Here is a 21,216-nt window from a genome sequence, read left to right as displayed (position 1 = left end):
ACGCCCCTTGCCCAGGTGGCGGAATTGGTAGACGCGCTGGCTTCAGGTGCCAGTGACCGCAAGGTCGTGAAGGTTCGAGTCCTTTCCTGGGCACCATTCCAAACGGGGTTAAATACGGCGGTGGGTTCCACCCTTTTCACGAAGGCCGCCGTGATCCGACTGCATCGGCACGACCTGCCGGACGATGTGAGCTTCGGCTCTTCCGTCGCCATCGATACCGAGACCATGGGCCTCGACCCGCGGCGCGACCGGCTTTGCCTGGTGCAGCTTTCCGCAGGCGACGGCACCGCGCATTGCGTGCAGATCCTGCCCGAGCGGCTGGGTGGCCGCGGCGCGGACTGCCCGAACCTGAAGCGCCTGCTGGCGGATCCCGCGGTGCTGAAGATCTTCCACTTTGCCCGCTTCGATGTCGCCGCCCTGTACAACGCCCTGGGCGTGGTGGTGGCGCCGGTGGTGTGCACCAAGATCGCCTCCAAGCTGGTGCGCACCTATACGGACCGGCACGGGCTGAAGGACCTGTGCCGGGACCTGCTGGGCGTCGATCTCTCCAAGCAGCAGCAGTCCAGCGACTGGGGCCAGGCGGAGCTGACGCCGGAGCAGCTGGCCTATGCGGCCTCCGACGTGCTGCACCTGCATGCCCTCTGGGCCCGGCTGAAGGCGCTGCTGGAGCGGGAGGGGCGTCTGGACATCGCCGAGGCCTGCTACCATTTCCTTCCCATGCGGGGCCGGCTGGACCTGCTGGGCTACGAAGACCCGGACATCTTCGCGCATTGACCGGCTGACCGGTTTCCTCCGCCCGCAGGGCGATTTGCACCGGACTGCCAGGAAAGTGACCATCGCGTAAACCGCGACAGGGCAGGAGCGGGAAATCTTGGCACGTTTTTTGTCCCGCCGGCCCGGCAGGGTCATCTCCGCGTTGACCCCCCGCCCCGCGAGGCTCATACAAATCCGGTGAGATTGCCGCCGCCCCTCTCCGCTCGGCCCAACGCCTCCTCGGTCGCGGCCGGCCGCGCCCCCGCGCGGCGCCTGCTGGCTCCCTCCCGGGAACGCCGGGCGCCGAGTGCCGGGCAGTTGCTGCGGCGCCGGATCCTGGTCAGCGTCGCCAAGCGCGTCCTGCCGCTGGCGGCCGTCGCGCTGCTGGCCGCCATCGCGCTTTGGCCCGAGATCGACAGCGCCGCGGATCGCGGCCGCGTCGCCTTCCGTCGCGTGCTGCAGGCCGCCCCGGATGCGCTGCGCATCGTCGACCCGCGCTACCAGGGCGTGGATGAGCAGAACCGCCCCTATACCGTCACCGCCAGCGTCGCCACCCAGGGCGGGAATGAGGAGGTGGTGGTGCTGGATGCGCCGCGCGCCGACCTGCTGATGGGCGATGGCAGCTGGGTCTATCTCGAATCGCGGGAGGGACGGTTCAACCGCCCGACCAACCACCTCGACCTCAGCGGCCAGGTGACCGTGCACCATGACGATGGCAGCCAGTTCGTGACCGATCGCGCGGCGATCGACCTGAAGGCCGGCGTGGCTTCCGGCGATGCGCCGGTGGCGGCCCAGGGGCCCTTCGGCACGCTGACGGCGCAAGGTTTTCGCCTGTTCGACCGTGGCCAGGTGGTGGTCTTCACCGGCCGGGCCCGCACCGTGCTGGAAGGTGGCCAGTGACCCGCATCGGACGCCTGATCCTGCCGCTTCTGGCCCTGCCGCTGCTGGCAGTGCCCTTGCGCGCGCAGAACCTCGACCTGAACCAGGGCGGGCCGGTCGAGATCACCGCGAATGACGGCATCGAATGGCGCCAGCAGGACCAGGTGGTCATCGCCCGCGGCGCCGCGCGCGCGGTGCGCGACGGCGTGGCGGTGGATGCGGACCGGCTGATCGCCCGCTACCGCCCGCGCGGCGGCGCCCAGGCGGCCCCCGCCCAGCCGGGCGAGAGCCCGCTGTCGGGCGGCGAGATCTGGCGGCTGGAGGCCGAGGGCAATGTCCGCGTCACCTCCGCCACCGAACGCGCGGAAGGCGAGCGCGCGGTCTATGACATGGACCAGGCGGTGATGGTGCTGTCCGGCCGCGGCCTGTCGCTGACCACGCCGGACCAGCGCATCACCGCCCGCGACAGCCTCGAATACTGGCCGCAACGCCGCATGGCGGTGGCCCGCGGCAACGCCGTGGTGGTCAGCGCCGATGGCCGGCGGATCGCGGCCGATACGCTGGTCGCCTATTTCCTGGATGCCCCGGCCGAGGGCGCGCCCACGCCGAACCCCGCCCCCACCCCGGCCCGCCCCGCGGCGCCGCCCGTGGCCGGGCTGCCGGCCGCCAATGAAAGCAGCCGGATCGAGCGCGTCGAGGCCTATGGCGGGGTCGAGATCCGCTCGGCCGAGGAAGTCGTGCGCGGCGAGCGCGGCATGTACAACCCGCAGACCGGCCTGGCGCGGCTGGTCGGCGGCGTCCGGATCACCCGTGGGGAGAACCAGTTGAACGGCCAGGAAGCGATCGTGAACCTGCAGACCGGCGTCTCGCGCCTCGTCTCGGCGCCGGGAACCCGCGTGCAGGGCCTGGTCGTGCCGGGGCAGCAGCAGCCGAGCCAGGCGAACGTCCCCCCGGCGCAGCGGCCGGCGCCGCGCAATCCTGCCCCGCCCCCGGCTCGCCAGCCCAGCCAGTCGCAGGGCCGATGACGATGCTGGACCACCCGACCGACCGCCCCGGCGAGCCGCGCACCACCCCGCCCATCCGCCTGGCTGCGGAGAATGCGGGCCTGGTCGCGACCGGCCTCGGCAAGCGCTACAAGAAGCGGCCCGTGGTGCGGAACGTCTCGATCAACCTGCGGCGGGGAGAGGCTGTGGGGTTGCTGGGCCCGAATGGCGCCGGCAAAACCACCACCTTCTACATGATCACCGGCCTGGTGCAGCCCGATGAGGGCATCGTCACCATGGATGGCCACGACGTCACCCGCCTGCCGATGTACCGCCGCGCCCGCCTCGGCCTCGGCTACCTGCCGCAGGAGGCCTCGATCTTTAGGGGCCTTTCGGTGGAGGACAATATCCGCGCGGCGCTGGAGGTGGTGGAGCCGGTGCGTGACCGACGGGAGCAGATGCTGGACAGCCTGCTGGCCGAATTCGGCATCGCCCATCTGCGGCGCGCCCCGGCGCTGGCGCTTTCGGGCGGCGAACGCCGGCGCTGCGAGATCGCCCGCGCTCTCGCCACCCAGCCCTCCTATATCCTGCTCGACGAGCCCCTCGCCGGCATCGACCCCATCGCCGTCGGCGAGATCCGTGATCTTGTAAAACATCTGAAGGATCGCGGGATCGGCGTGCTGATCACCGACCACAATGTGCGTGAGACGCTGGAGATCATCGACCGCGCCTATATCCTGCACGACGGCCAGGTGCTGATGGAGGGCAACCCGCGCGACATCGTCGCGCATGAGGGTGTGCGGCGTGTCTATCTCGGCGAAAGATTTTCGCTCTAGTCTGCCGGCATGAGCAGGGCTTCGCATCGCCGGGTCGGGGGCTGAGGGTCGTGGCACTCGGACCGCGCCTGGACCTGCGGCAGTCCCAGTCCCTGGTGATGACGCCGCAGCTGCGGCAGGCCATCAAGCTGCTGCAGTCCAGCAATGTGGAAGTCACCGCCTTCGTCGAGGAGGAGCTGGAGCGCAATCCGCTGCTCGAGCGCGACGACCGCCCCGAACCCGCGACGCGGGCCGATGAGCGGGCGCCGGAGGCGCCGGCCGCCGAACCCGCCGATACCCATGCCGCGGCGACCTCCGGCGAGATGCCGTCAGACTCCGCCGCGCCGCTCGATGCCGACTACGGCAATGTCTATGACAGCGACGGCGGCGGCTTTGCCGAATCCGGCGGCCGCGGCGGGCGCGCGGATTTCGACGACAGCCTCTCGGACATCGAGGACCTGGCGGATGGCCGGAAATCGCTGCGGGAGCATCTGGGCGAACAGGTCCGGCTGACCTTCGGCGATCCGCAGGAACGGCTGATTGCGGCGCAGATGCTGGCGCTGGTCGACCCCGCCGGGCGGATGACCATCGAGGACTGGCAGATCGCCAATGCCATGGGCTGCCCGGTGGAACAGGTGGCCGGGGTGCGGGCGCGGCTGCAGCGGCTGGACCCGGTCGGGATGTTCTGCCGCGACCTGCGCGAATGCCTGGCCGTGCAACTGGCCGACCGCAACCGGCTGGACCCCTGCATGGAGCGCCTGCTGGACAATCTGGAGATGCTGGCGCGGCGCGACCTGCGCGGGCTGATGCGGGTCTGCGAGTGCGATTCGGAAGACCTCGCGGACATGATCGCGGAGGTGAAGCGGCTCGACCCCAAGCCGGGGGCGAGCTTCGACGCGCCACCGGCCATGGCGGTGGTGCCCGACGTGCTGATGAAGCGGCTGCCCGATGGCGGCTGGGCGGTGGAGCTGAACCCGGAGACGCTGCCCCGCGTGCTGGTCAATCGCGGCTTTCACGCCCGCGCGGTGGTGGGGGCGAAATCCCGTGACGACAAAGCCTTCATCGCGGACCGGCTGCAATCCGCCACCTGGCTGGTGAAATCGCTGGAACAGCGGGCCAATACCATTCTGAAGGTGGCGGCCGAGATCGTGCGCCGGCAGGACGGCTTCTTCCGCCATGGCGTAGCGCATCTGCGGCCGCTGATCCTGCGGGACGTTGCCGAATATGTCGCCATGCATGAAAGCACCGTGAGTCGCGTCACGGCCAATAAATACATCGCCACGCCGCGCGGGACCTTCGAGCTAAAGTATTTCTTCACCACCGCAATCGCCGGAACACTTGGCGGCGAAAGCCACTCGGCCGAGGCGGTGCGCTTCCGCATCCGCGAGATGATCAGCGCCGAGACCACCGAGGATGTGCTCTCCGACGATGCGATCGTCGAGCGTTTGCGCAAGGAGGGAGTGGACATCGCACGCCGAACGGTGGCCAAATACCGCGAGGCGTTGCGCATCCCATCATCAGTGCAACGCAAGCGGGAGAAGGCCGTCCCGGCCTGATCCGCGGCAGGTTGCTACGCCGCCTATCCATCCGGGCGCGGCCTTTCCCATAGCGGAGGAAGGAGCGAAGCTCGCATGCATATCACCGTCGCAGGCAAGCAGGTCGAAACCGGCGAGGCGTTGAAGACTCATGTAAGGGACGGCCTCACGGTCATATCGCGCAAGTATTTCGACCACGCCGTCGAAGCAAACGTGACCTTCAGCCGGGACGCCAAGGGCCACGCCTTCCTCTGCGACATCAACCTGAAGGCCGGGCGCAACCTGTTCCTGCGCGGCGAAGGCGAAGGCGCCGATGCGCATCGCGCCTTCACCGTGGCGGCCGAACATGTCGCCAAGCGCCTGCGCCGCTACCGCCGCCGCATGAACGACCACGCCCGCAGCCTGGCCAGCGAGCGCGAACCGGAGGTGGCGGAACCCGCCCGCCAGGTGGTGCTGCGGCATGAGGAGGAGGATGAGGAGACGCCCGATCCCGTCCTGGCCGATGGCGCCGAGAACCACCCGGCCGTGGTGGCGGAGACCCCGTCCGAGATCCACCGCCTGACGGTGGGAGAGGCGGTGATGCGCATGGACCTGGCGCATGTCCCGGTGCTGATGTTCCGCAACCGGGCGACCAATGGGCTGAACGTCGTCTATCGCCGCGGCGACGGCCATATCGGCTGGATCGACCCGAAGAGCCCCTGACGGGCGGCGGCGCTCTTTCTCCCTCGGGGGAGGGCCCCGCCAGAGCACGGGATCCGTCCAGTTGGACGGATCTCGTGCTCTGGAAGTCATTGTTTCTAAAGCACGAAATCCGATAACATCGAACCGGTGTTATCGGATAGTGCTTTAGAGCCCAAGCCCCTTCGCCACCTCGGCCACCAGCGCCTCCCGCGCCTTGCGGTTGGCGGCGGTCTTGTCCCGCACGCCGGCCAGGATGGCGGGCGGCGCCGTCTCCGGGCTGCCGGCCTCGAAGGGCGGCGCGGGCGCGTATTCCAGGCCGAGCTGGATGGACTGCGCCGCCTCGGGCCCGGCGATTTCCGCCACCAGTGTCAGGGCGAAGTCGATGCCCGCCGTCACGCCGCCGCCGGTGAACAGATTGCCGTCCCGCACCACCCGCGCCTGCACGGGAATGGCGCCCAGCGGGGCCAGCAGGTGATGCGCATTCCAATGGGTGGTGGCGCGCTTGCCGCGCAGCAGCCCTGCCGCGCCCAGCACCAGCGCGCCGGTGCAGACGGAGGTGACATAGCGCGCGCCCGGCGCCTGGCGCCGCAGGAAATCCAGCACCGTCGCATCGCGCATCAATGCCGCAATCCCCGCGCCGCCCGGCACGCAGAGGATATCGAGCTGCGGGCAGCTTGCGTAGTCGGTGGTCGCGGTCAGCGTCAGGCCGGTGGAGGCGCGCACCGGCCCGGCCTCGGCCGCCACCAGGTGCATCTGCGCACCCGGCAGCCCGGCCAACACTTCGTAGGGGCCGGTCAGGTCAAGCTGCTGCACATCCGGAAACAGCAGCAGGCCGATGTTCAGCGTCATGAGGGATTTCCTGCCCGGTTGATCCGGGCAGGCTAGACGCGACCCAGGCCGGGCGGAACCTCCGCCCGGATCAATGCACCAGCATCGGCTCCATGTCGTGCTGGCGGATCGCCGCGGCGGCGAGGTCGGCATTGGGCGCGGCGCCGATCGGCGTGCCATCGGCGGCATGGATCGCGAAGGCCAGCGCGCCGTTCAGAACCACCGGCCGCAGATAGGCGACCGCATCGGCGCCCAGCCGGGCGAAATCCAGGTTCGACAGGCTTCGCAGCGCCATCGGGGACAGGGTCACGCGGCCCTCAGAGGCGCCGCCATCGAAGTCGGACATGGTCATCTCCTTCCGGCACGGCCGTGATGGCCCGTGCCAAGGTCACGCAATACGGGTCTCAACTCTGCTTCAGGCGGCCATCGGCGACCCGCGCCTCTCCGATCCGCCCTTCCCCGACCGGCACCTGGCCCACTACGGGGCGCTGCGGCCCATGGCCGCGGGTGGCAATCTGGATGGTCTTCACCCGCACCTCGGGCAGCGGCCTTTGCAGGTCGACATGCAGCAGGCCGTTGTCCAGCCAGGCGCCCTCCACCTCGATCCCCTCGGCCAGCACGAAGGCGCGCTGGAACTGGCGCGCCGCGATGCCGCGATGCAGGAAGATCCGGCCCTCGCCGTCCTCACGCTGCCGGCCACGGATCACCAGCTGGTTGTCCTCCTGCGTGATCTGCAGCTCCTCCATCGAGAAGCCGGCGACCGCCAGCGTGATGCGCAGCCGCGTCTCGCCCGTCTGCTCGATATTGTAGGGGGGATAGCCGTCGGCGCTTTTCTGTACCCGGTCGAGCATCTGCTCGAGATGGTCGAAGCCGAGGAACAGGGGCGAGCCGAACAGGGAAGGTCGTGACATGGATCTCGGGTGCCTCCTCGCTCAGGAGCGAAGCCTTGGTCTCGCGGGGCCCGAAGGCACCCCGCTTCCTGCAATCTTGGCGGCGTCGCCGGCCGTTGCAAGGGGGGCGGGGCGGGGCTACCTCTCCGGGTCATCTCCTGGCCTTCCCCCCTTTGGCCTACCCCAGACGCCCGCCGCGCGGGCAAGCGATCGAAATGACCACCGAAACCGAATTGCTGCCCATCCTCTATGTCCCGGACCCACGGCTGCGCGCCAAGGCGAAGCCGGTGGCGCAGGGGGATTCGCGCATCCCCGACCTCTCCGCCCGCATGCTGGCCACCATGTACAAGGCCCCCGGCATCGGCCTGGCGGCGCCGCAGGTGGGGGAGCTGCTGCGCCTGGTGGTGATCGACCTGCATGAGAACGACGTGCCGGCGCCGGTGGTGCTGGTGAACCCCGAGATCGTGGCCGAGAGCAGCGAGACGGCGGTGCGCGAGGAAGGCTGCCTGTCCCTGCCCGGCCAATACGCGGATGTCACGCGCCCCGCCCGGGTGAAGGTGCGCTACCAGGACCTGACCGGCGCGAAGCGCGAGATCGAGGGCGATGGCCTGCTGGCCGCCTGCCTGCAGCATGAGATCGACCACCTGGATGGCGTGCTGTTCGTCGACCATATCTCGGCGCTGAAGCGCAACATGCTGCTGCGCAAGCTGGCCAAGGAATTGAAGCTGAAGGCGCAGGGGTGACCGCCCGGCTGCGCCTCGCCTTCATGGGCAGCCCGGACTTTTCGGTGCCCGCGCTGCGGGCGCTGCATGGGGCGGGGCATCAGATTGCCTGCGTCTATACCCAGCCGCCGAAACCCGCCGGGCGCGGGCAGCGCGAAACCCCCTGCCCCGTGCATCGCGCAGCGCTGGAGCTGGGCCTGCCGGTGCGCACGCCGGCGCGGGTGAAGCGGGATGCGGCGGAACACGCGGCCTTTGCGGCGCTGGACCTCGATGTGGCGGTGGTCGCGGCCTATGGGCTGATCCTGCCGCCGGCCATGCTGGCGGCGCCACGGCGCGGCTGCCTGAACATCCACGCCTCCCTGCTGCCGCGCTGGCGCGGGGCGGGGCCGATCCAGGCGGCGATCCTGGCCGGGGACACGGAATCCGGCATCACCATCATGCAGATGGAGGAGGGGCTGGATACCGGCCCGATGCTGCTGGCGGAGGCCACGCCGATCGGCCCCCGCACCACCACGCCCGAACTGCATGACGCGCTGGCCGAAATCGGCGCCCGGCTGATCCTGCGCGTGCTGGACGAAAACCCGCCGTCCGTGCCGCAGCCGGAGGCGGGCGTCACCTATGCGCCGAAGCTTTCTAAGGCGGATGGCCGCATCGACTGGACGCAGCCCGCCACGGCGCTGGACCGCCGCATCCGCGCCCTCACCCCCTGGCCCGGCTGCTTCTTCCAGGCTGGCGCGGAGGTTTTGCGGGTGCATGCGGCCGAAGCCGTGCCCGGAAGCGGCGCCCCCGGCACGCTGCTGGCGCCCGATGTCGTGGCCTGCGGCGCGGGCGCGCTGCACCTGCTGCGCCTGCAACGCCCCGGCCGCGCCGCCATGCCCACGGCCGACCTCCTGCGCGGCTACAGCCTGCCCACGCAGCTTTCGTAAAATGCCGCGCTACGCGCTGCTGCTGGAGTATGACGGCACGAATTTCTGCGGCTGGCAGCGGCAGGGGGAGCTGCCCAGCGTGCAGAAACTGCTGGAGGAAGCGGCCGCGCCGCTGAACCATGGGCAGCCTCCCACCGCCACCGCCTCCGGCCGCACCGATGCGGGTGTGCATGCGGAAGGCGCGGTGGCGGATCTGGAACTGGCGCTAAACCTGCCGCCGCAGCGGGTCCGGGACGCCATCAATTTCCGCACCCAGCCGCATCCGCTGGTGGTGCGGGCCGCGGCGCGGGTGGCGGACGACTGGTCCGCGCGCTTCGACTGCCTTGGCCGCGGCTATCGCTACCGCATCCTCAACCGCCCGGCGCGGCCGGCCCTGGCGGCGGGCCAGTTCTGGCATGTGAAGCGGCCGCTGGATGCGGAAGCGATGCATGCGGCGGCGCAGCTGCTGCTCGGCCGGCACGACTTCTCGGCCTATCGCGCCGCCGCCTGCCAGGCGAAGTCGCCGATCCGCACGCTGGACCGGCTGGAGGTGACGCGGCTGGGCGAGGAGGTGCACATCATCGCGGAGGCCCGCAGCTTCCTGCACCACCAGGTCCGCAACCTGGTCGGCACGCTGCACGAGGTCGGCCAGGGCCGCCGCCCCGTCACCTGGCCGCGCCAGGTGCTGGAGGGGCTGGACCGCGGCAAGGCGGGCCAGACCGCGCCGCCCGATGGGCTGGTCTTCCGCTTCGCCCGCTACGACCCGGCGCCGGACTGGGTGTGATGCGCCGAGGCCCTACCGCCGCCGCCGTCAGACGAAGACGCTGTCGTCAGGACCCACCCCGGGATACTGGATGAACATCAGCACGCAGCCCGTCTCCGTCCGATGCGGGCCATGCGCCACGCCCGGACCATGCGAGACGATGGAGCCGGCGGGCAGCCGCTCGCCGTCGTTGATCATCTCGCCCTCCAGCACATAGACCGCCTCGATCGCCTTCGGGTGGTAATGCTTCGCCAGCTCCGCGCCGGGCTCCATGCGCAGCAGCGCGATGAAGGGGGCGGCCGTCGTATCGGTGTTGAGGAAGGCGGCCTCCGTGCCGCCCGTGAAGCCCGGCAGGTTGAAGGGGCTGAAACGGACCTCCTCCGCGCGCAGGATGGTGCTGGTCATCTCGGCGATCTCCCAGGGGCTCGGGGGGCTACTCGGCAATGCGGAAGTCGCTGGGATCGACCTCCTCGGACTGCAGGAACAGGATCCGAGCCCCCTCGGGTGCCTCATGCGGCCCATGCACCTCGCCCGGCTTCACCGTGAAGAAGGCGCCGGGGCCATAGGAGGTGCCGGCGTTGATGAAGCGGCCTTCCAGCACCAGGAAGGCCTCCGTCGATCGGTCATGCACATGGGCGGGGATGCGGGCGCCGGCGGCCATCTGCATCACGGCCGCGATGGGCCCGGCGCCGAGGTCCCGGTTGAGGAAGGCGGCCGTGATCTCGCCGCTATGCCCCGGGATGGGAAAGGGGAACCAGGCATAGTCGGGAGGCGTGGTGATCGTGGTGGCGCCTAGGGTCATGGCGATCTCCGTCTGGCGGAGGCAACCTGCCCCCTTTGGCAGGCTACCACCCTCGCCAGCCGCCGGGTCGCCAGGAGAAATAAGAAGAATTTGTTACGAAAGAAACTTGTTCCGAGATTGCCGGGCCTGGGCCGCGCCCAGCCAGCGGCGCTGGCAGGCCTCAGGCGGCAGGCAGTTCCAGCTCGAATCGCTGCGCCAGCTTCGCCAGCGCCGGCGGGATCGCCGGATGCAGCGTCACGCCCTGCGCCAGCGCCTCCGCCCGCCGCGCCATGGCGCGTTCCCCCGGCAGGCGCGGCGTCTCTCCGCCCGGCCGGGGCGGATTGGCGTGCACCGCCTGCGCCATCCAGCCGGTCTCGCGCAGGAAGGCCTGGGTGCCGCCGAAGCGGGCCGGGTCGATCACCATCACCAGGACGGAGGCGCCCCAGCCGGTGGGCGCATCGGCGCGGCCATGGCCGGCCAGCGCGCTGGTCAGCACCTCGATCAGCAGGCCGAGCGCGAAGCCCTTGTGCCCCGCCTCCACCCCGCCCAGCGGCATCAGCGTGCCATCGGCCCAGAAGACATTGGGATCGCGGCTCGGCCTTCCCTCCGCATCCAGCAGCACCGGATGGTCGAAAAGCTCGCCCTGGGCCCGCTTGCGGCCGGTCATGCCATTGGTGGTGACGGACATGGAGACGTCGATCAGCACCGGCCCCTCCGGCGTCGGCCAGGCGGCGGCCAGCGGGTTCGGCGTGTAGATGCGCCGCGTGCCGCCCCAGGGGGCGACCGACCCGGTGGCGGGGTCGGAGCAGGTCAGCAGCAACATCCGCCCGGCGGCGGCCACCGGCGGGCCATAGGCGGCCAGACAGCCGATATGGTGGCAGCGGCCGATGCTCACCACGCCGATGCCGGCATCGGCGGAGGCCGCCTCGGCGCGGGCGATGGCGCGGCGCACCAGCCAGGGGCCGGGCAGCTTGCGCCCATCCCAGGTCTGGGCGACAGGGGTCGCGGCGACCACCTCCGGCTCGCCGGAGGCGCGCATATCGCCGCTTTGCAGCGCATCGAGATAGGGCGTCAGCAGGGCCAGACCATGCGTGTCGTGGCCCATCAGGTCGCCTTCCAGCAGCACCTCCGCCACCGCGCGCGCCTTTTCCGAATCGAGCCCCGCCGCGGCGCAGGCCGCGATGGCAAAGCTGCGCAGCTGCGCCACGTCATAGCGTGCCGACATTCCGATCCCCCCTTTGGTTGCGCGGCTGTAGCTTATTGTTTAACGCATTTTCCGAGTCGCCTTGCGGAGCCGCAAGGCTTGAAAATGCTTCAGCCCAGCGAAAGGCGCTGCACGAAGCTCGCGATGAACAGCCCCAGCGCCACGTCCAACGCCACCAGCCCCACCGCCCGGCCACCCGAGATGCCGAGCGCCGCCCGCGCCATGAACCATTCCAGCCAGAGCGAATAGCCCACCACGGCGAGCGTCAGCCCCTGGCCGAGCAGCGTCGGCAGCCCCGCCAGCAGCAGCAGCGCCAGCAGGATCTGCGCCAGGTACTGCACAACGCTGATCCAGTTCCAGGCCACCAGGAAGCGCGGCCAGAGCGCCGCGCGGCCCCAGCCGGCGATCACCGGCAGGCAGACCAGGGCGAACAGCACCCAGCCGTAGACATAGCCGGTGAGCTCCGCCGCCAGCGGCCGCAGCAGCCCGTCCTCCCCGCCCAGGGCGGACCAGGAGAACAGGCGCAGGCCGAGGAAGGCCGGCAGGCAGATCGCGGCCGCGACGAAGGATCGCAGCGCGCCGGCCGGCGAGGATTCCATCAGCGCCATGCCCTCCGCCCGCCCGCGCGCGAGCAGCGAGGCCCCGAGCAGCCCGGCGATGATCGCCAGGCGCAGCGGCGGCTCCGGCGGCAGGCCCGGGGGGACGCCCGGGGGGAGCCCCTGGGGCGGCGGGGTCTGGGCGCCGGTCAGGCGAGCACATCCTCGATCACCCGGGCATAGAGCCGGGCGAGCGCGCGCAGTTCCGCGACGGGCGTCGATTCATCCGCCTTGTGCATGGTGGCCCCCACCGCGCCGAGCTCTGCCACCGGGCAGAAGCGCGCGATGAAGCGGGCGTCCGAAGTGCCGCCGCCGGTATCGAGCTTCGCCGCCTGGCCGGTCTCCGCCAGCACCGCGGCCTGCAGCGCCGCGACGAAGGGGCCGGGCTGGGTCAGGAAGGCCTCGCCGGAACAGGAGACGGCCAGCTCATGCCGCGGCGCCTCGGCCTCCAGCGCCGCGCGCAGATGCGCGGTCAGGCTGGCTTCCGTGTGCCGGTCGTTGAAGCGGATGTTCAGCCGCGCCGTGGCGCTGGGCGGGATGACGTTGGTGGCAGGATTGCCGACATCGAAGCTGGTCACCTGGAGCGTCGTCGGCTCGAAAAATTCCGTGCCCTGGTCCAGCGGCGTGCCGGTCAGCGCCGCCAGTACGCGGACCAGGCGATGGATAGGGTTGTCGGCGCGCTGCGGATAGGCGCTGTGGCCCTGGGTGCCGTGCACGGTCAGCGTGGCGTTCAGGCTGCCGCGGCGGCCGACCTTGATGGTGTCGCCCAACACGGCCTTGCTGGTCGGCTCCCCCACCACGCAGCAGTCGGGGATCTTTTGCTGATCCCGCAGCCAGTCCAGCACCTTCACGGTGCCGTCCACCGCGGGGCCTTCCTCGTCGCCGGTGATGAGCAGCGAAAGGGTGCCGGGCAGGTCGGGTCGGCGGGCCAGCACGTCAGTCACCGCCGAAATCCAGGCGGCGACGCCGCCCTTCATGTCGGTGGCGCCGCGGCCGAACAGCAGGCCGTCCCGCACCTCCCCGCCGAAGGGGTCGGTGGTCCAGCCGGTGGTGCCGGGCGGCACCACATCGGTGTGCCCGGCGAACATCAGGTGCGGGCCACCCTCGCCGCGGATGGCGAAAAGATTCTCGATCTCACCGAAGCGCAGCCGGTGGCAGGCGAAGCCGAGGGGCGCCAGCGCCGCCTCCAGCACCGCCATCGCCCCGTCATCGGCAGGCGTCACACTGCGGCAGCGGATCAGCGCCTGGGCCAGCGGCACCGGGTCCGGCACATCATTCCTCACGCGGCGTCTAGTCCCGCAGCAATTCGTTGATCGAGGTCTTGGACCGCGTCTGCGCATCCACCCGCTTCACGATCACGGCGCAATACAGGCTCGGCCCCGGCGAGCCATCCGGCAGCGGCTTGCCCGGCAGGCTGCCGGGGACCAGCACCGAATAGGCCGGCACGCGGCCCACAAAAACCTCGCCGGTCGCGCGGTCGATGATCTTGGTGGAGGCGCCGAGGAAGACGCCCATGGACAGCACGCTGCCGCGCTCCACGATCACGCCTTCCGCCACCTCGGACCGGGCGCCGATGAAGCACTCGTCCTCGATCACCACGGGATTGGCCTGCAGCGGCTCCAGCACGCCGCCGATGCCGGCGCCGCCGGAGATATGGCAGTTCTTCCCGATCTGCGCGCAGGACCCGATGGTGGCCCAGGTATCCACCATGGTGCCCGAATCGACATAGGCGCCGAGATTGACGAAGGACGGCATCAGCACCACGCCCGGCGCGATATAGGCCGAACGCCGCACCACCGCCCCCGGCACGGCGCGGAAGCCGGCTTCCTTGAAGCGGTTGGCGCCCCAATCGGCGAATTTCAGCGGCACCTTGTCATAGGCGCCCAGGCCCACATCCATCGGCGCGCTGTCGGACAGGCGGAAGGAGAGCAGCACGGCCTGCTTCAGCCACTGGTTCACCTGCCAGGCGCCATCCGCGCCCTTCGCGGCAACGCGCGCCTTGCCGGAATCGAGCAGTTCCAGCGCGGCTTCCACCGCGGTCCGGTCCTCGCCCTGGGTCTGCGCATTCAGCGTATCCCGGCGGTCCCACAGCGCCTCGATCTGGGACTGCAGGCGCGTCGTCGTGTCCATGGTGTGCTGGGTGTCCTGGCGTCTGGAAGGGCGGTGGGGAGAAGGCTCCCGCTTGTGCCGGCGACCATGCATAGCCCGCCGCCGCGCTGTCAACGCGCCGGGCGCCAGATCGCCGGGCCGGATCGGGTGGACCGATGGGGGGCCCGATGGGGGAGCAGGTGAGCTTTGCTAACCGGCCCTTCATCCGTGCCCCCTACCCTGCCCCGCATGGACGGAAACCCCCCGCTTTCTCCTGGCGAAGAGCCTGGCATGCCCCTCAGCCAGCCTGAGCTGCGTGGGGACACAGACCCCTTGGCCACCGCGCTGATCGAAAGCCGGTCCCGCTGGCGCGACTTCGCCCTGCTCTCGGCCGATATGCTCTTCGAGACCGATGCCGAGGGCCGCTTCGCCTTCCTGGCGCCGGAGCTGGTGCTGGGCCATGCGGCGGAATCGCTGATCGGCCTGCCCGCCGCCTCCCTGCTCGCCGGACCCGGGCCCAGCCCCTTCGGCCTCGGCGCCTTCGGCCGGAAGCGCATGATCAAGGCGTGGCTCTCCTGCGCCGATGGCGGCCAGGCCTGCCTGGAATTCACCCTGATGCGGCATGGCGAGGGGCTGCGTGGCACGGCGCGGGACATCACCGCGGCGGAACGGCGCGGCGAGGTCGCGGCCCGCGCGCTGCGGCGGGCCAATGCGCTGGGCCGGCTGCTGCGCCTCGGCCAGCGGCAGGGCGGCGCGGAGGCGGCGCTGGGCGCCATGCTCTCGGCCCTGCCGGCGGCGCTGTCCTGCGAGGGTGCGGCGGTGCTGGTGCCGGAAGGCAAGGCCTGGCAGGTCGCGCACTACGTCAAGGCGCCGCCGCCGCTGCACCTGCTGCCCGCGCCCGGCCTGCCCGTGGTGCCCAGCCACCATGCGCTGGCCTCCACCGAATGCGGCGCCTGCCTGCTGGCCTGGCGCAGCCCGGACCAGCCGCCGCTGGATACCGACGATCGCGACCTGCTCTCGGCCCTCGCCTTGCCCATCGCGGCGCTGCAGGCGGAGATGCTGCACCAGCGGGCGCTGGCGACCGCGGCCAATGGCGACCCGCTGACCGGCCTGCTGAACCGCCGCGGCTTCCTGGCCGCTCTGCCGCACCAGCTGGCCGAGGGCGGCGCGCTGGTCTTCCTGGACCTGGACGGGCTGAAGCCGCTGAACGACCGGCTGGGCCACAAGGCGGGCGATGCCGCGCTGCGCGCGGTCGCCGCGCGGATGCGCGCCCTGGCCGCGCCGCAGGACCTGGCAGCGCGGCTGGGCGGCGATGAATTCTGCCTCTGGCTGCACCGCGCCGATGCCGAGGAGGCCGCCTGTCGCATCAGCGCGCTCGGCGCGCCCGGGCCGCTGCCCGAATGGCCCGAAGCCGGGCCGCAGGCGCTGCGTGCCAGTATCGGCCTGGCCGTCTCTGAACCCTTCGACACGGTGGCGGAGCTGCTGTCCCGCGCCGATGCCGCCATGTATGCGGCCAAGCGCGCCCGCGGCGAGCGGCGCGCGTGACCGACAGCGCCGATGCCCGCCATGCCGCACGGCATGGCAATGCCGAGGCCCGCGCGGCCGTGGCCCGGCTGCCCGAAACCTCGCCCGAGCTGCTCACCTTCCTGGCGGCGGATCCGGCGGCGGAGGTGCGCCAGGCAGTCGCCGGCCATGCCGCCACGCCGCCCGCCGTCGCCCGGCTGCTGGCGGCGGACAGCGATGCCGCGGTGCGCCGGGAACTGGCCAAGCGGATCGCGGCGCTGGTCCCCAGCTTTTCCACCGATCCGCGCGGCCGCAAGGCGCGGCTTTCCGCCGGCACCCTGGCCCTGCTCGTGGAGGATACGGCGACCGAAGTGCGCGCCGCCATCGCCGCCGCAGTGGGGGAAATGCCGGATGCGCCGCGCGAGCTGATCCTGCGCCTGGCGCGGGATACCGCCATGTTGGTGGCGGAGCCGGTGATCCGCCACTCCCCGCTGCTGACCGAGGCCGACCTGCTCGGCCTGGTCGCCGAGCCGCCCGTGCCGGCCACCCGCCGCGCCGTCGCCCTTCGCGCCGGGCTGGGCGAGACGGTGACGGATGCGATCGCCGAGACCGCCGATGTGCCGGCCGTCGCCGCCCTGCTGGCCAATCCTTCCGCCGCGATCCGGGAGGCGACGCTGGACCGGCTGGTGACGGGGTCCGAGAAGCGGCCGATCTGGCAGGCCGCCCTGGTGCGGCGCCACCAGCTGCCCGCCCGCGCGGCGCGCGCCTTGGGGGCCATCGTGACCGACCATCTTCTGGGTGTGCTGGCGGCGCGATCCGACCTGCCGGCCGACCTGACCGCCGCGCTGCGCAAGCGGGTGGATGCGCGGCTTGCGGCGAAGGAGCCGGCCGAGGATGCGGAAGCCGTCCTGTTCGCCGCGGCCCGCGCCGGCGACCGCGACCTGCTGCTCAGCAAGCTGGCCGAAGCCGCCGGCGTGACGGAGGCGCGGGTGGAGGCGGCCTTGGCACTGCGCAGCGGGCGGGCCATCGCCGGCCTCTGCCACAGCGCCGGCTGGTCCGCGCCGCTGGCGGCGGAGGTGCAGGTGGTGCTGGGCGGGCTGAGCCCGCCCGAGGTGGTGCACCCCACGCTGGAGGGCAGCTGGGCGCTCGGCGAGGCCGAGCTGCAATGGCAGGCGGAGCTGCTGGAGGGACTGCCGGCTTGAGGGTTGCGGGCTCCAGCCTATTGTCGGAACGCATCTGCCGAGTCGCCTTGCGACGCGGCAAGGCTCGAAAATGCTTCAGGCGCGGATCAGCGTGCCCGCGCCCGTGCCGGTGAACAGTTCCAGCAGCACCGCATGCGGCACCCGGCCATCGACGATGACCGCGCCCTTCACGCCGCGCTCCACCGCGTAGATGCAGGTCTCGACCTTCGGGATCATGCCGGCGGAGATCCAGCCGGCCTCGATGCCCGCCTTGACCTCGGCCACGGTCATTTCCGGGATCAGCTGGCCATCCGGGCCCAGCACGCCGCGCACATCGGTCAGCATCAGCAGCCGTTCGGCGCCCAGCGCGCCGGCGATGGCACCCGCCACGGTATCGGCATTGATGTTGTAGGTCTGGCCATCGGCGCCGACGCCCACGGGTGCCACGACGGGGACGATATCCGCGCCGATCAGCAGCTGCAGCACGCGCGGGTCCACCCGCTCCGGCTCGCCGACGAAGCCGAGGTCGAGCACACGCTCGATATGGCTGTCGGGGTCGCGATAGGTGCGGGTCAGCTTGCGCGCCTGGATCAGCCCGCCATCCTTGCCGGAGATGCCGACCGCGATGGCACCCGCGCGGGTGATGGCGGAGGCGACCTGCTTGTTGACCGGGCCAGCCAGGACCATCTCGACCACGTCGAGCATTTCCTCATCCGTCACGCGCAGGCCCTGCACGAAGCTGGACTTCACGCCGAGCCGCTTCAGCATGGCGTTGATCTGCGGGCCGCCACCATGCACCACCACGGGGTTCACGCCCACCTGCTCCAGCAGCGCGATGTCGCGGCCGAAGCGCAGCGCGGTCTCCTCCTCCCCCATGGCGTGGCCGCCATATTTCACCACGACGATCTGGTCGTCGTAGCGCTTCAGGAAGGGAAGAGCGCCGGCGAGGATCGCCATCTGGTCGAGCGCGTCGTCGGTCATGGCAGGCGTCCCCGGTCGCTCCGGGGCCTTCCGCCGCGGGCGGCGCGGTTTGCGGCCTTTGCCGGCCAGGGTCAAGACCGGGGGCCGCTGGCCCCCGGCGCTGTGGGCCTCAGCGCGCCTGGATGCCGCGCGGCGTGGCGATGATCTCGGAAGCCTCGCAGATGTTCACCCGCATCAGCTCGGCGGTTTCGCCACTCGCCCAGACCACCTTGAAGTCATAGGCGCCGCCGCGGCCGCCCGGCGTGAAGCTGACCTGCCGGCCATTCGGCAGCACATTCTCCCCCAGCCGGTCGCGGCCCCAGTTGGAATTGCTGGAGGGGCCGAAATAGAACTCGTTCACCTGGCTGCCGGAATTGTTGCGCAGCGTGAAGCGGGTGTCGCATTGCGCGGCCGCGGGCGCGGCGGCGGCCGCGAGCAGGACGGCGGCAAGGGCCAGGCGTCGGAACATCAGCGAAATCCTCGGATCGGGACAGGCGCCGCCCGCCGATCGGGCGTGTGCCGCGCAGAGGCTGCGCCCCGCCTGGTTAAGCTGGCGTGAAGGCTCAGCCCAGCCGCGCGACGGCGGCCAGCTCGGCGCGCAATTCGGGGACGCCCTGCCCGGTCTCGCTGCTGGTCACCAGGATCAGCGGATGCGCGGCGGCGCGCTTCTTCACGATCGCCTCCAGCTCCCGCACCCGCTTTTCCAGCTGGGCCTTCTTCACGTCATCGACCTTGGTGATGCAGATCTGGAAGGCGACGGCGGCATCGGACAGCAGCTCGATCGCGGCACGGTCGGCGGGCTTGGTTTCCACCCGCGCATCCATCAGCAGCAGCACACGCCGCAGCGTCGGCCGGCCGCGCAGGAAGTCGAACATCAGCCCCTGCCAGTCCTCCTTCAGCGTCTTGGAGGCCTTGGCATAGCCATAGCCCGGCATGTCCACGAGGATCAGCTGGCCCTCGTCGCAGCGGAAGAAGTTGAGCTGCCGCGTGCGCCCCGGCGTGACAGAGACGCGCGCCAGTGCCTTCTGGCCGGTCAGGGCATTGAGCAGGGAGGATTTTCCCACATTCGACCGGCCGCAGAAGGCGACCTCGGGGCCGGCAAGCGGCGGCAGCTGGGTGATCGCCTGGGAGGCGTAGAAGAAGGTGCAGGGCCGCGCGAAAAGCAGGCGCCCGGCCTCGATCAGCCCGGCGCGCTGCTCGTCATCCACCGCCTCCGCCAGCCCGCCCGGCGGCAGCGTCACCGGGGTGCCGGAGGGGGTGGTAATGGTCACTTCTTGCCCTTCGGCGCCGGCTTGGCGGCGGCATCCGCCTTGGCGAGCGTGGCCGGCTTGGCCGGCGGCGGCGCGGCCGGGCTGCGCGCCTGGCGCTTCTTGTCCGCCTTCATGATGTAATACTGCTGGGCGATGGAAAGCAGGTTGTTCCAGGTCCAGTAGATCACCAGGCCGGCCGGGAAGCTGGCCAGCATGAAGGTGAAGATCAGCGGCATCCAGGCGAAGATCTTGGCCTGGATCGGGTCCGGCGGCGTCGGGTTCAGCTTGAACTGCAGGTACATCGTGATGCCCATCGCGATGGCCCAGGCGGGCATGTGCAGGAAGCTGGAGATCTGCGTCGGGTCGTAGGGCAGGATGCCGAACAGGTTGAACAGGTTGGTCGGATCCGGGGCCGAAAGGTCTCGGATCCAGCCGAAGAAGGGCGCGTGCCGCATCTCGATGGTGACGAAGAGCACCTTGTAGAGCGCGAAGAAGACCGGGATCTGCAGCAGGATGGGCAGGCAGCCGGAGGCCGGGTTCACCTTCTCCGACCGGTACAGCGCCATCATCTCGGCCTGCGCCTTGGCGGGGTCGTCCTTGTAGCGCTCCCGCACCTCCGTCATCTTCGGCGCCAGCACCTTCATGCGGGCCATGGAGGTATAGGCCTTGCTGGCCAACGGGAAGAAGGCGGCCTTCAGCGCCAGGGTGAAGATCAGGATCGCCACGCCGAAATTGCCGAAGATCTGGAACAGCCAGTCGATGGCATAAAAGAAGGGCTTGGTGATCCAGTAGAACCAGCCGAAGTCGATCGCCTTGTCGAAGCCCTCGATGTTCAGGCGGTCGGCATAGCCGTCCAGCAGCCGCACTTCCTTCGCGCCGGCGAAAAGCCGGGTGGCCAGGGCGGCTTCGCCACCGGGGGCCACCGTCTGCGCGCTGGGCGGGGCCATGTCGATCTGCCAGCGGTCCTGGCCACCCTCGGCCGAATGGCGATAGGCGGCGCGGATCGGCGTCGCCTGGCTCATCGGCGTCAGCGCCGTCAGCCAGTACTTGTCGGTGAAGCCGATCCAGCCGCCGGTGCTTTCCTGCTCCATCGCGGCGCCGCGGCGGCGCTCGGCCTCGGTCTTGGCGTCGCTGTACTTCCACTCGGTCAGCCGGCCGCCGAGCACGCCGGTGAAGCCTTCATGCAGGATGAAGAAGCCCGCGGTCTGCGGCGTGCGCTCACGCCGCACCCGGGCCCAGGGCAGCACCTGCACCGGCTCGGCGCCGGTGTTGCGGACGGACTGCTCCGCCGTCAGCATGAAGTCCTCGTCGATGCCGAGGCGGATGCTGAATTCCTGGCCCTGGCCATTGTCCCAGCGCAGCGTCACCGGGGTGGTGGGCGTCAGGTTCGTGCCATCGGCGGTCCAGTCCGTCTCCGGCCCCGGCACCGGGGTGCGGCCATCGGCGGCGGTCCAGCCCCATTGCGCGAAATAGGGGTTGGCATCGCTGCGCGGCGCCAGCAGGCGCACCAGCGGGCTGTCCGGCTGCACCGTCTCCCGGTAGCCGCGCAGGATGGCGTCATCCAGCCGCGCGCCGCGCAGGCTGATGCTGCCCTGCAGGCGCGGATTCTCGATGCGGATGCGCTGCTCGGGCGGCAGGTTCGGCGTGGCCGCCGCCGTCGTGGCGCCCGGGGCTGTACCGGGCTGGGCCAGCGGTGCGCCGGCGGTGGCCGGCACTGGCACCGGGGAGGCCGGGGCGGTGGCGCCGGGGCTGGCGGGGGCCGGCACCTGGGCCGCGATTTCGGCCTGGCGGCGCTGCTCCGCCTCCCGCGCCGGGCGGTTCCAGAGGTCGAACAACAGCAGGATGCCGACCGACAGGGCGATGGCGGCGAGGAGACGCTTCTGGTCCATGACGGCCTGA

24 protein-coding genes and 1 tRNA gene are annotated in these 21,216 nt (G+C 70.9%); 12 read left to right on the top strand and 13 right to left on the bottom strand.

Annotated elements, in window-relative coordinates; genetic code table 11:
* Positions 1-9 precede the first annotated feature (9 nt).
* From J3S20_RS06400 to hpf, 7 genes are all read left to right on the top strand, one after another.
* Positions 10-96, top strand: a tRNA-Leu gene (locus tag J3S20_RS06400).
* Positions 97-150: 54 nt separating this feature from the next.
* A complete protein-coding gene (locus tag J3S20_RS06395; RefSeq protein WP_216835582.1) occupies positions 151-774 on the top strand; it encodes a ribonuclease D in 624 nt (207 codons plus the stop codon).
* 183 nt (positions 775-957) lie between these two features.
* Positions 958-1,653: an LPS export ABC transporter periplasmic protein LptC gene (lptC, locus tag J3S20_RS06390; protein WP_246602464.1), complete on the top strand. Its 696-nt coding sequence runs from the start codon at positions 958-960 to the stop codon at positions 1,651-1,653.
* Positions 1,650-2,657 (top strand): LptA/OstA family protein, encoded by a 1,008-nt coding sequence (locus J3S20_RS06385; protein ID WP_343215177.1) that lies wholly within the window; start codon positions 1,650-1,652, stop codon positions 2,655-2,657. Before lptC ends, J3S20_RS06385 begins: the two co-directional genes overlap by 4 nt.
* A gap of 2 nt (positions 2,658-2,659) precedes the next feature.
* Entirely contained in the window at positions 2,660-3,451 is a 792-nt protein-coding gene (lptB, locus tag J3S20_RS06380) for an LPS export ABC transporter ATP-binding protein (protein ID WP_246602545.1), read from the top strand.
* A gap of 50 nt (positions 3,452-3,501) precedes the next feature.
* Positions 3,502-4,986 carry an RNA polymerase factor sigma-54 gene (rpoN, locus tag J3S20_RS06375; RefSeq protein ID WP_216835581.1) on the top strand — a complete coding sequence of 495 codons (1,485 nt, stop codon included), beginning with the start codon at positions 3,502-3,504 and terminating at the stop codon, positions 4,984-4,986.
* A 75-nt stretch (positions 4,987-5,061) separates the two neighbouring features.
* On the top strand, positions 5,062-5,667 hold the full coding sequence (hpf, locus tag J3S20_RS06370; RefSeq protein WP_216835579.1) for a ribosome hibernation-promoting factor, HPF/YfiA family: 606 nt from the start codon (positions 5,062-5,064) through the stop codon (positions 5,665-5,667).
* Between the two features lie 144 nt (positions 5,668-5,811).
* Here the strand turns inward: hpf and J3S20_RS06365 are convergent, their stop codons facing one another.
* The 3 genes from J3S20_RS06365 to J3S20_RS06355 form a co-directional block, all read right to left on the bottom strand.
* Positions 5,812-6,495, bottom strand: coding sequence for a DJ-1/PfpI family protein (locus J3S20_RS06365; protein WP_216835577.1), 684 nt, complete (start codon positions 6,493-6,495; stop codon positions 5,812-5,814).
* A 70-nt stretch (positions 6,496-6,565) separates the two neighbouring features.
* Complete coding sequence (locus tag J3S20_RS06360; protein ID WP_246602463.1) at positions 6,566-6,820, bottom strand: DUF1150 family protein; 255 nt, start codon at positions 6,818-6,820, stop codon at positions 6,566-6,568.
* A 58-nt stretch (positions 6,821-6,878) separates the two neighbouring features.
* Positions 6,879-7,385, bottom strand: coding sequence for an Hsp20 family protein (locus J3S20_RS06355; RefSeq protein WP_216835575.1), 507 nt, complete (start codon positions 7,383-7,385; stop codon positions 6,879-6,881).
* A 194-nt stretch (positions 7,386-7,579) separates the two neighbouring features.
* Between J3S20_RS06355 and def the strand changes: the two genes are divergently transcribed.
* The 3 genes from def to truA are packed head-to-tail and all read left to right on the top strand — an operon-like array spanning position 7,580 to position 9,775.
* The gene (gene def / locus J3S20_RS06350) at positions 7,580-8,107 is read left to right on the top strand and encodes a peptide deformylase (RefSeq protein WP_216835573.1); all 528 of its coding nucleotides are present in this window, start codon (positions 7,580-7,582) and stop codon (positions 8,105-8,107) included.
* 8 nt (positions 8,108-8,115) lie between these two features.
* Entirely contained in the window at positions 8,116-9,012 is an 897-nt protein-coding gene (gene fmt / locus J3S20_RS06345) for a methionyl-tRNA formyltransferase (RefSeq protein WP_216836375.1), read from the top strand.
* Between the two features lies 1 nt (position 9,013).
* Positions 9,014-9,775 carry a tRNA pseudouridine(38-40) synthase TruA gene (gene truA, locus J3S20_RS06340; protein ID WP_216835571.1) on the top strand — a complete coding sequence of 254 codons (762 nt, stop codon included), beginning with the start codon at positions 9,014-9,016 and terminating at the stop codon, positions 9,773-9,775.
* Positions 9,776-9,802: 27 nt separating this feature from the next.
* Here truA and J3S20_RS06335 read toward each other — a convergent pair whose 3' ends face one another.
* From J3S20_RS06335 to dapD, 6 genes are all read right to left on the bottom strand, one after another.
* Positions 9,803-10,159 (bottom strand): cupin domain-containing protein, encoded by a 357-nt coding sequence (locus J3S20_RS06335; protein ID WP_216835569.1) that lies wholly within the window; start codon positions 10,157-10,159, stop codon positions 9,803-9,805.
* 28 nt (positions 10,160-10,187) lie between these two features.
* Positions 10,188-10,556: a cupin domain-containing protein gene (locus J3S20_RS06330; RefSeq protein WP_216835567.1), complete on the bottom strand. Its 369-nt coding sequence runs from the start codon at positions 10,554-10,556 to the stop codon at positions 10,188-10,190.
* A gap of 160 nt (positions 10,557-10,716) precedes the next feature.
* Positions 10,717-11,760, bottom strand: coding sequence for an Ldh family oxidoreductase (locus tag J3S20_RS06325; RefSeq protein ID WP_216835566.1), 1,044 nt, complete (start codon positions 11,758-11,760; stop codon positions 10,717-10,719).
* An 89-nt stretch (positions 11,761-11,849) separates the two neighbouring features.
* The gene (locus tag J3S20_RS06320; RefSeq protein ID WP_216835563.1) at positions 11,850-12,347 is read right to left on the bottom strand and encodes a hypothetical protein; all 498 of its coding nucleotides are present in this window, start codon (positions 12,345-12,347) and stop codon (positions 11,850-11,852) included.
* A 137-nt stretch (positions 12,348-12,484) separates the two neighbouring features.
* Positions 12,485-13,618, bottom strand: a complete 1,134-nt coding sequence (gene dapE, locus J3S20_RS06315; RefSeq protein WP_343215176.1) for a succinyl-diaminopimelate desuccinylase — start codon at positions 13,616-13,618, stop codon at positions 12,485-12,487.
* Between the two features lie 7 nt (positions 13,619-13,625).
* On the bottom strand, positions 13,626-14,465 hold the full coding sequence (dapD, locus tag J3S20_RS06310) for a 2,3,4,5-tetrahydropyridine-2,6-dicarboxylate N-succinyltransferase (RefSeq protein ID WP_216835560.1): 840 nt from the start codon (positions 14,463-14,465) through the stop codon (positions 13,626-13,628).
* Positions 14,466-14,756: 291 nt separating this feature from the next.
* On the opposite strand from dapD, the gene J3S20_RS06305 reads away from it, so the two are divergent.
* The gene (locus J3S20_RS06305) at positions 14,757-15,968 is read left to right on the top strand and encodes a GGDEF domain-containing protein (protein WP_216835558.1); all 1,212 of its coding nucleotides are present in this window, start codon (positions 14,757-14,759) and stop codon (positions 15,966-15,968) included.
* Positions 15,965-17,128 (top strand): DUF2336 domain-containing protein, encoded by a 1,164-nt coding sequence (locus tag J3S20_RS31080; protein ID WP_216835557.1) that lies wholly within the window; start codon positions 15,965-15,967, stop codon positions 17,126-17,128. Before J3S20_RS06305 ends, J3S20_RS31080 begins: the two co-directional genes overlap by 4 nt.
* A 75-nt stretch (positions 17,129-17,203) precedes the next feature.
* On the opposite strand, the gene argB is transcribed toward J3S20_RS31080, so the two are convergent.
* The 4 genes from argB to yidC all read right to left on the bottom strand — a co-directional run bounded on the left by argB (position 17,204) and on the right by yidC (position 21,206).
* Positions 17,204-18,088: an acetylglutamate kinase gene (gene argB / locus J3S20_RS06295; RefSeq protein WP_216835555.1), complete on the bottom strand. Its 885-nt coding sequence runs from the start codon at positions 18,086-18,088 to the stop codon at positions 17,204-17,206.
* Between the two features lie 109 nt (positions 18,089-18,197).
* On the bottom strand, positions 18,198-18,536 hold the full coding sequence (locus tag J3S20_RS06290) for a hypothetical protein (RefSeq protein WP_216835553.1): 339 nt from the start codon (positions 18,534-18,536) through the stop codon (positions 18,198-18,200).
* 94 nt (positions 18,537-18,630) lie between these two features.
* On the bottom strand, positions 18,631-19,302 hold the full coding sequence (gene yihA, locus J3S20_RS06285) for a ribosome biogenesis GTP-binding protein YihA/YsxC (protein WP_216836374.1): 672 nt from the start codon (positions 19,300-19,302) through the stop codon (positions 18,631-18,633).
* 32 nt (positions 19,303-19,334) lie between these two features.
* On the bottom strand, positions 19,335-21,206 hold the full coding sequence (gene yidC / locus J3S20_RS06280) for a membrane protein insertase YidC (protein ID WP_216835551.1): 1,872 nt from the start codon (positions 21,204-21,206) through the stop codon (positions 19,335-19,337).
* Positions 21,207-21,216: the final 10 nt, after the last annotated feature.

Origin of the sequence: Falsiroseomonas tokyonensis (assembly GCF_019024325.1) — a bacterium.
In the GTDB taxonomy this organism is placed as follows: domain Bacteria; phylum Pseudomonadota; class Alphaproteobacteria; order Acetobacterales; family Acetobacteraceae; genus Falsiroseomonas; species Falsiroseomonas tokyonensis.
Note: the sequence above shows the minus strand (reverse complement) of the source record. Positions and strands in the feature narration are given on the sequence as shown.

Excerpts from the sequence above, each read along its gene's own strand:
- lptB (WP_246602545.1), top strand. The coding sequence starts at position 2,660 with ATGCTGGACCACCCGACCGACCGCCCCGGCGAGCCGCGCACCACCCCG.
- hpf (WP_216835579.1), top strand. The coding sequence starts at position 5,062 with ATGCATATCACCGTCGCAGGCAAGCAGGTCGAAACCGGCGAGGCGTTG.
- J3S20_RS06365 (WP_216835577.1), bottom strand. The coding sequence starts at position 6,495 with ATGACGCTGAACATCGGCCTGCTGCTGTTTCCGGATGTGCAGCAGCTT.
- J3S20_RS06360 (WP_246602463.1), bottom strand. The coding sequence starts at position 6,820 with ATGTCCGACTTCGATGGCGGCGCCTCTGAGGGCCGCGTGACCCTGTCC.
- J3S20_RS06355 (WP_216835575.1), bottom strand. The coding sequence starts at position 7,385 with ATGTCACGACCTTCCCTGTTCGGCTCGCCCCTGTTCCTCGGCTTCGAC.
- def (WP_216835573.1), top strand. The coding sequence starts at position 7,580 with ATGACCACCGAAACCGAATTGCTGCCCATCCTCTATGTCCCGGACCCA.
- truA (WP_216835571.1), top strand. The coding sequence starts at position 9,014 with ATGCCGCGCTACGCGCTGCTGCTGGAGTATGACGGCACGAATTTCTGC.
- J3S20_RS06335 (WP_216835569.1), bottom strand. The coding sequence starts at position 10,159 with ATGACCAGCACCATCCTGCGCGCGGAGGAGGTCCGTTTCAGCCCCTTC.
- J3S20_RS06330 (WP_216835567.1), bottom strand. The coding sequence starts at position 10,556 with ATGACCCTAGGCGCCACCACGATCACCACGCCTCCCGACTATGCCTGG.
- J3S20_RS06325 (WP_216835566.1), bottom strand. The coding sequence starts at position 11,760 with ATGTCGGCACGCTATGACGTGGCGCAGCTGCGCAGCTTTGCCATCGCG.
- J3S20_RS06320 (WP_216835563.1), bottom strand. The coding sequence starts at position 12,347 with ATGGCGCTGATGGAATCCTCGCCGGCCGGCGCGCTGCGATCCTTCGTC.
- dapD (WP_216835560.1), bottom strand. The coding sequence starts at position 14,465 with ATGGACACGACGACGCGCCTGCAGTCCCAGATCGAGGCGCTGTGGGAC.
- argB (WP_216835555.1), bottom strand. The coding sequence starts at position 18,088 with ATGACCGACGACGCGCTCGACCAGATGGCGATCCTCGCCGGCGCTCTT.
- J3S20_RS06290 (WP_216835553.1), bottom strand. The coding sequence starts at position 18,536 with ATGTTCCGACGCCTGGCCCTTGCCGCCGTCCTGCTCGCGGCCGCCGCC.
- yidC (WP_216835551.1), bottom strand. The coding sequence starts at position 21,206 with ATGGACCAGAAGCGTCTCCTCGCCGCCATCGCCCTGTCGGTCGGCATC.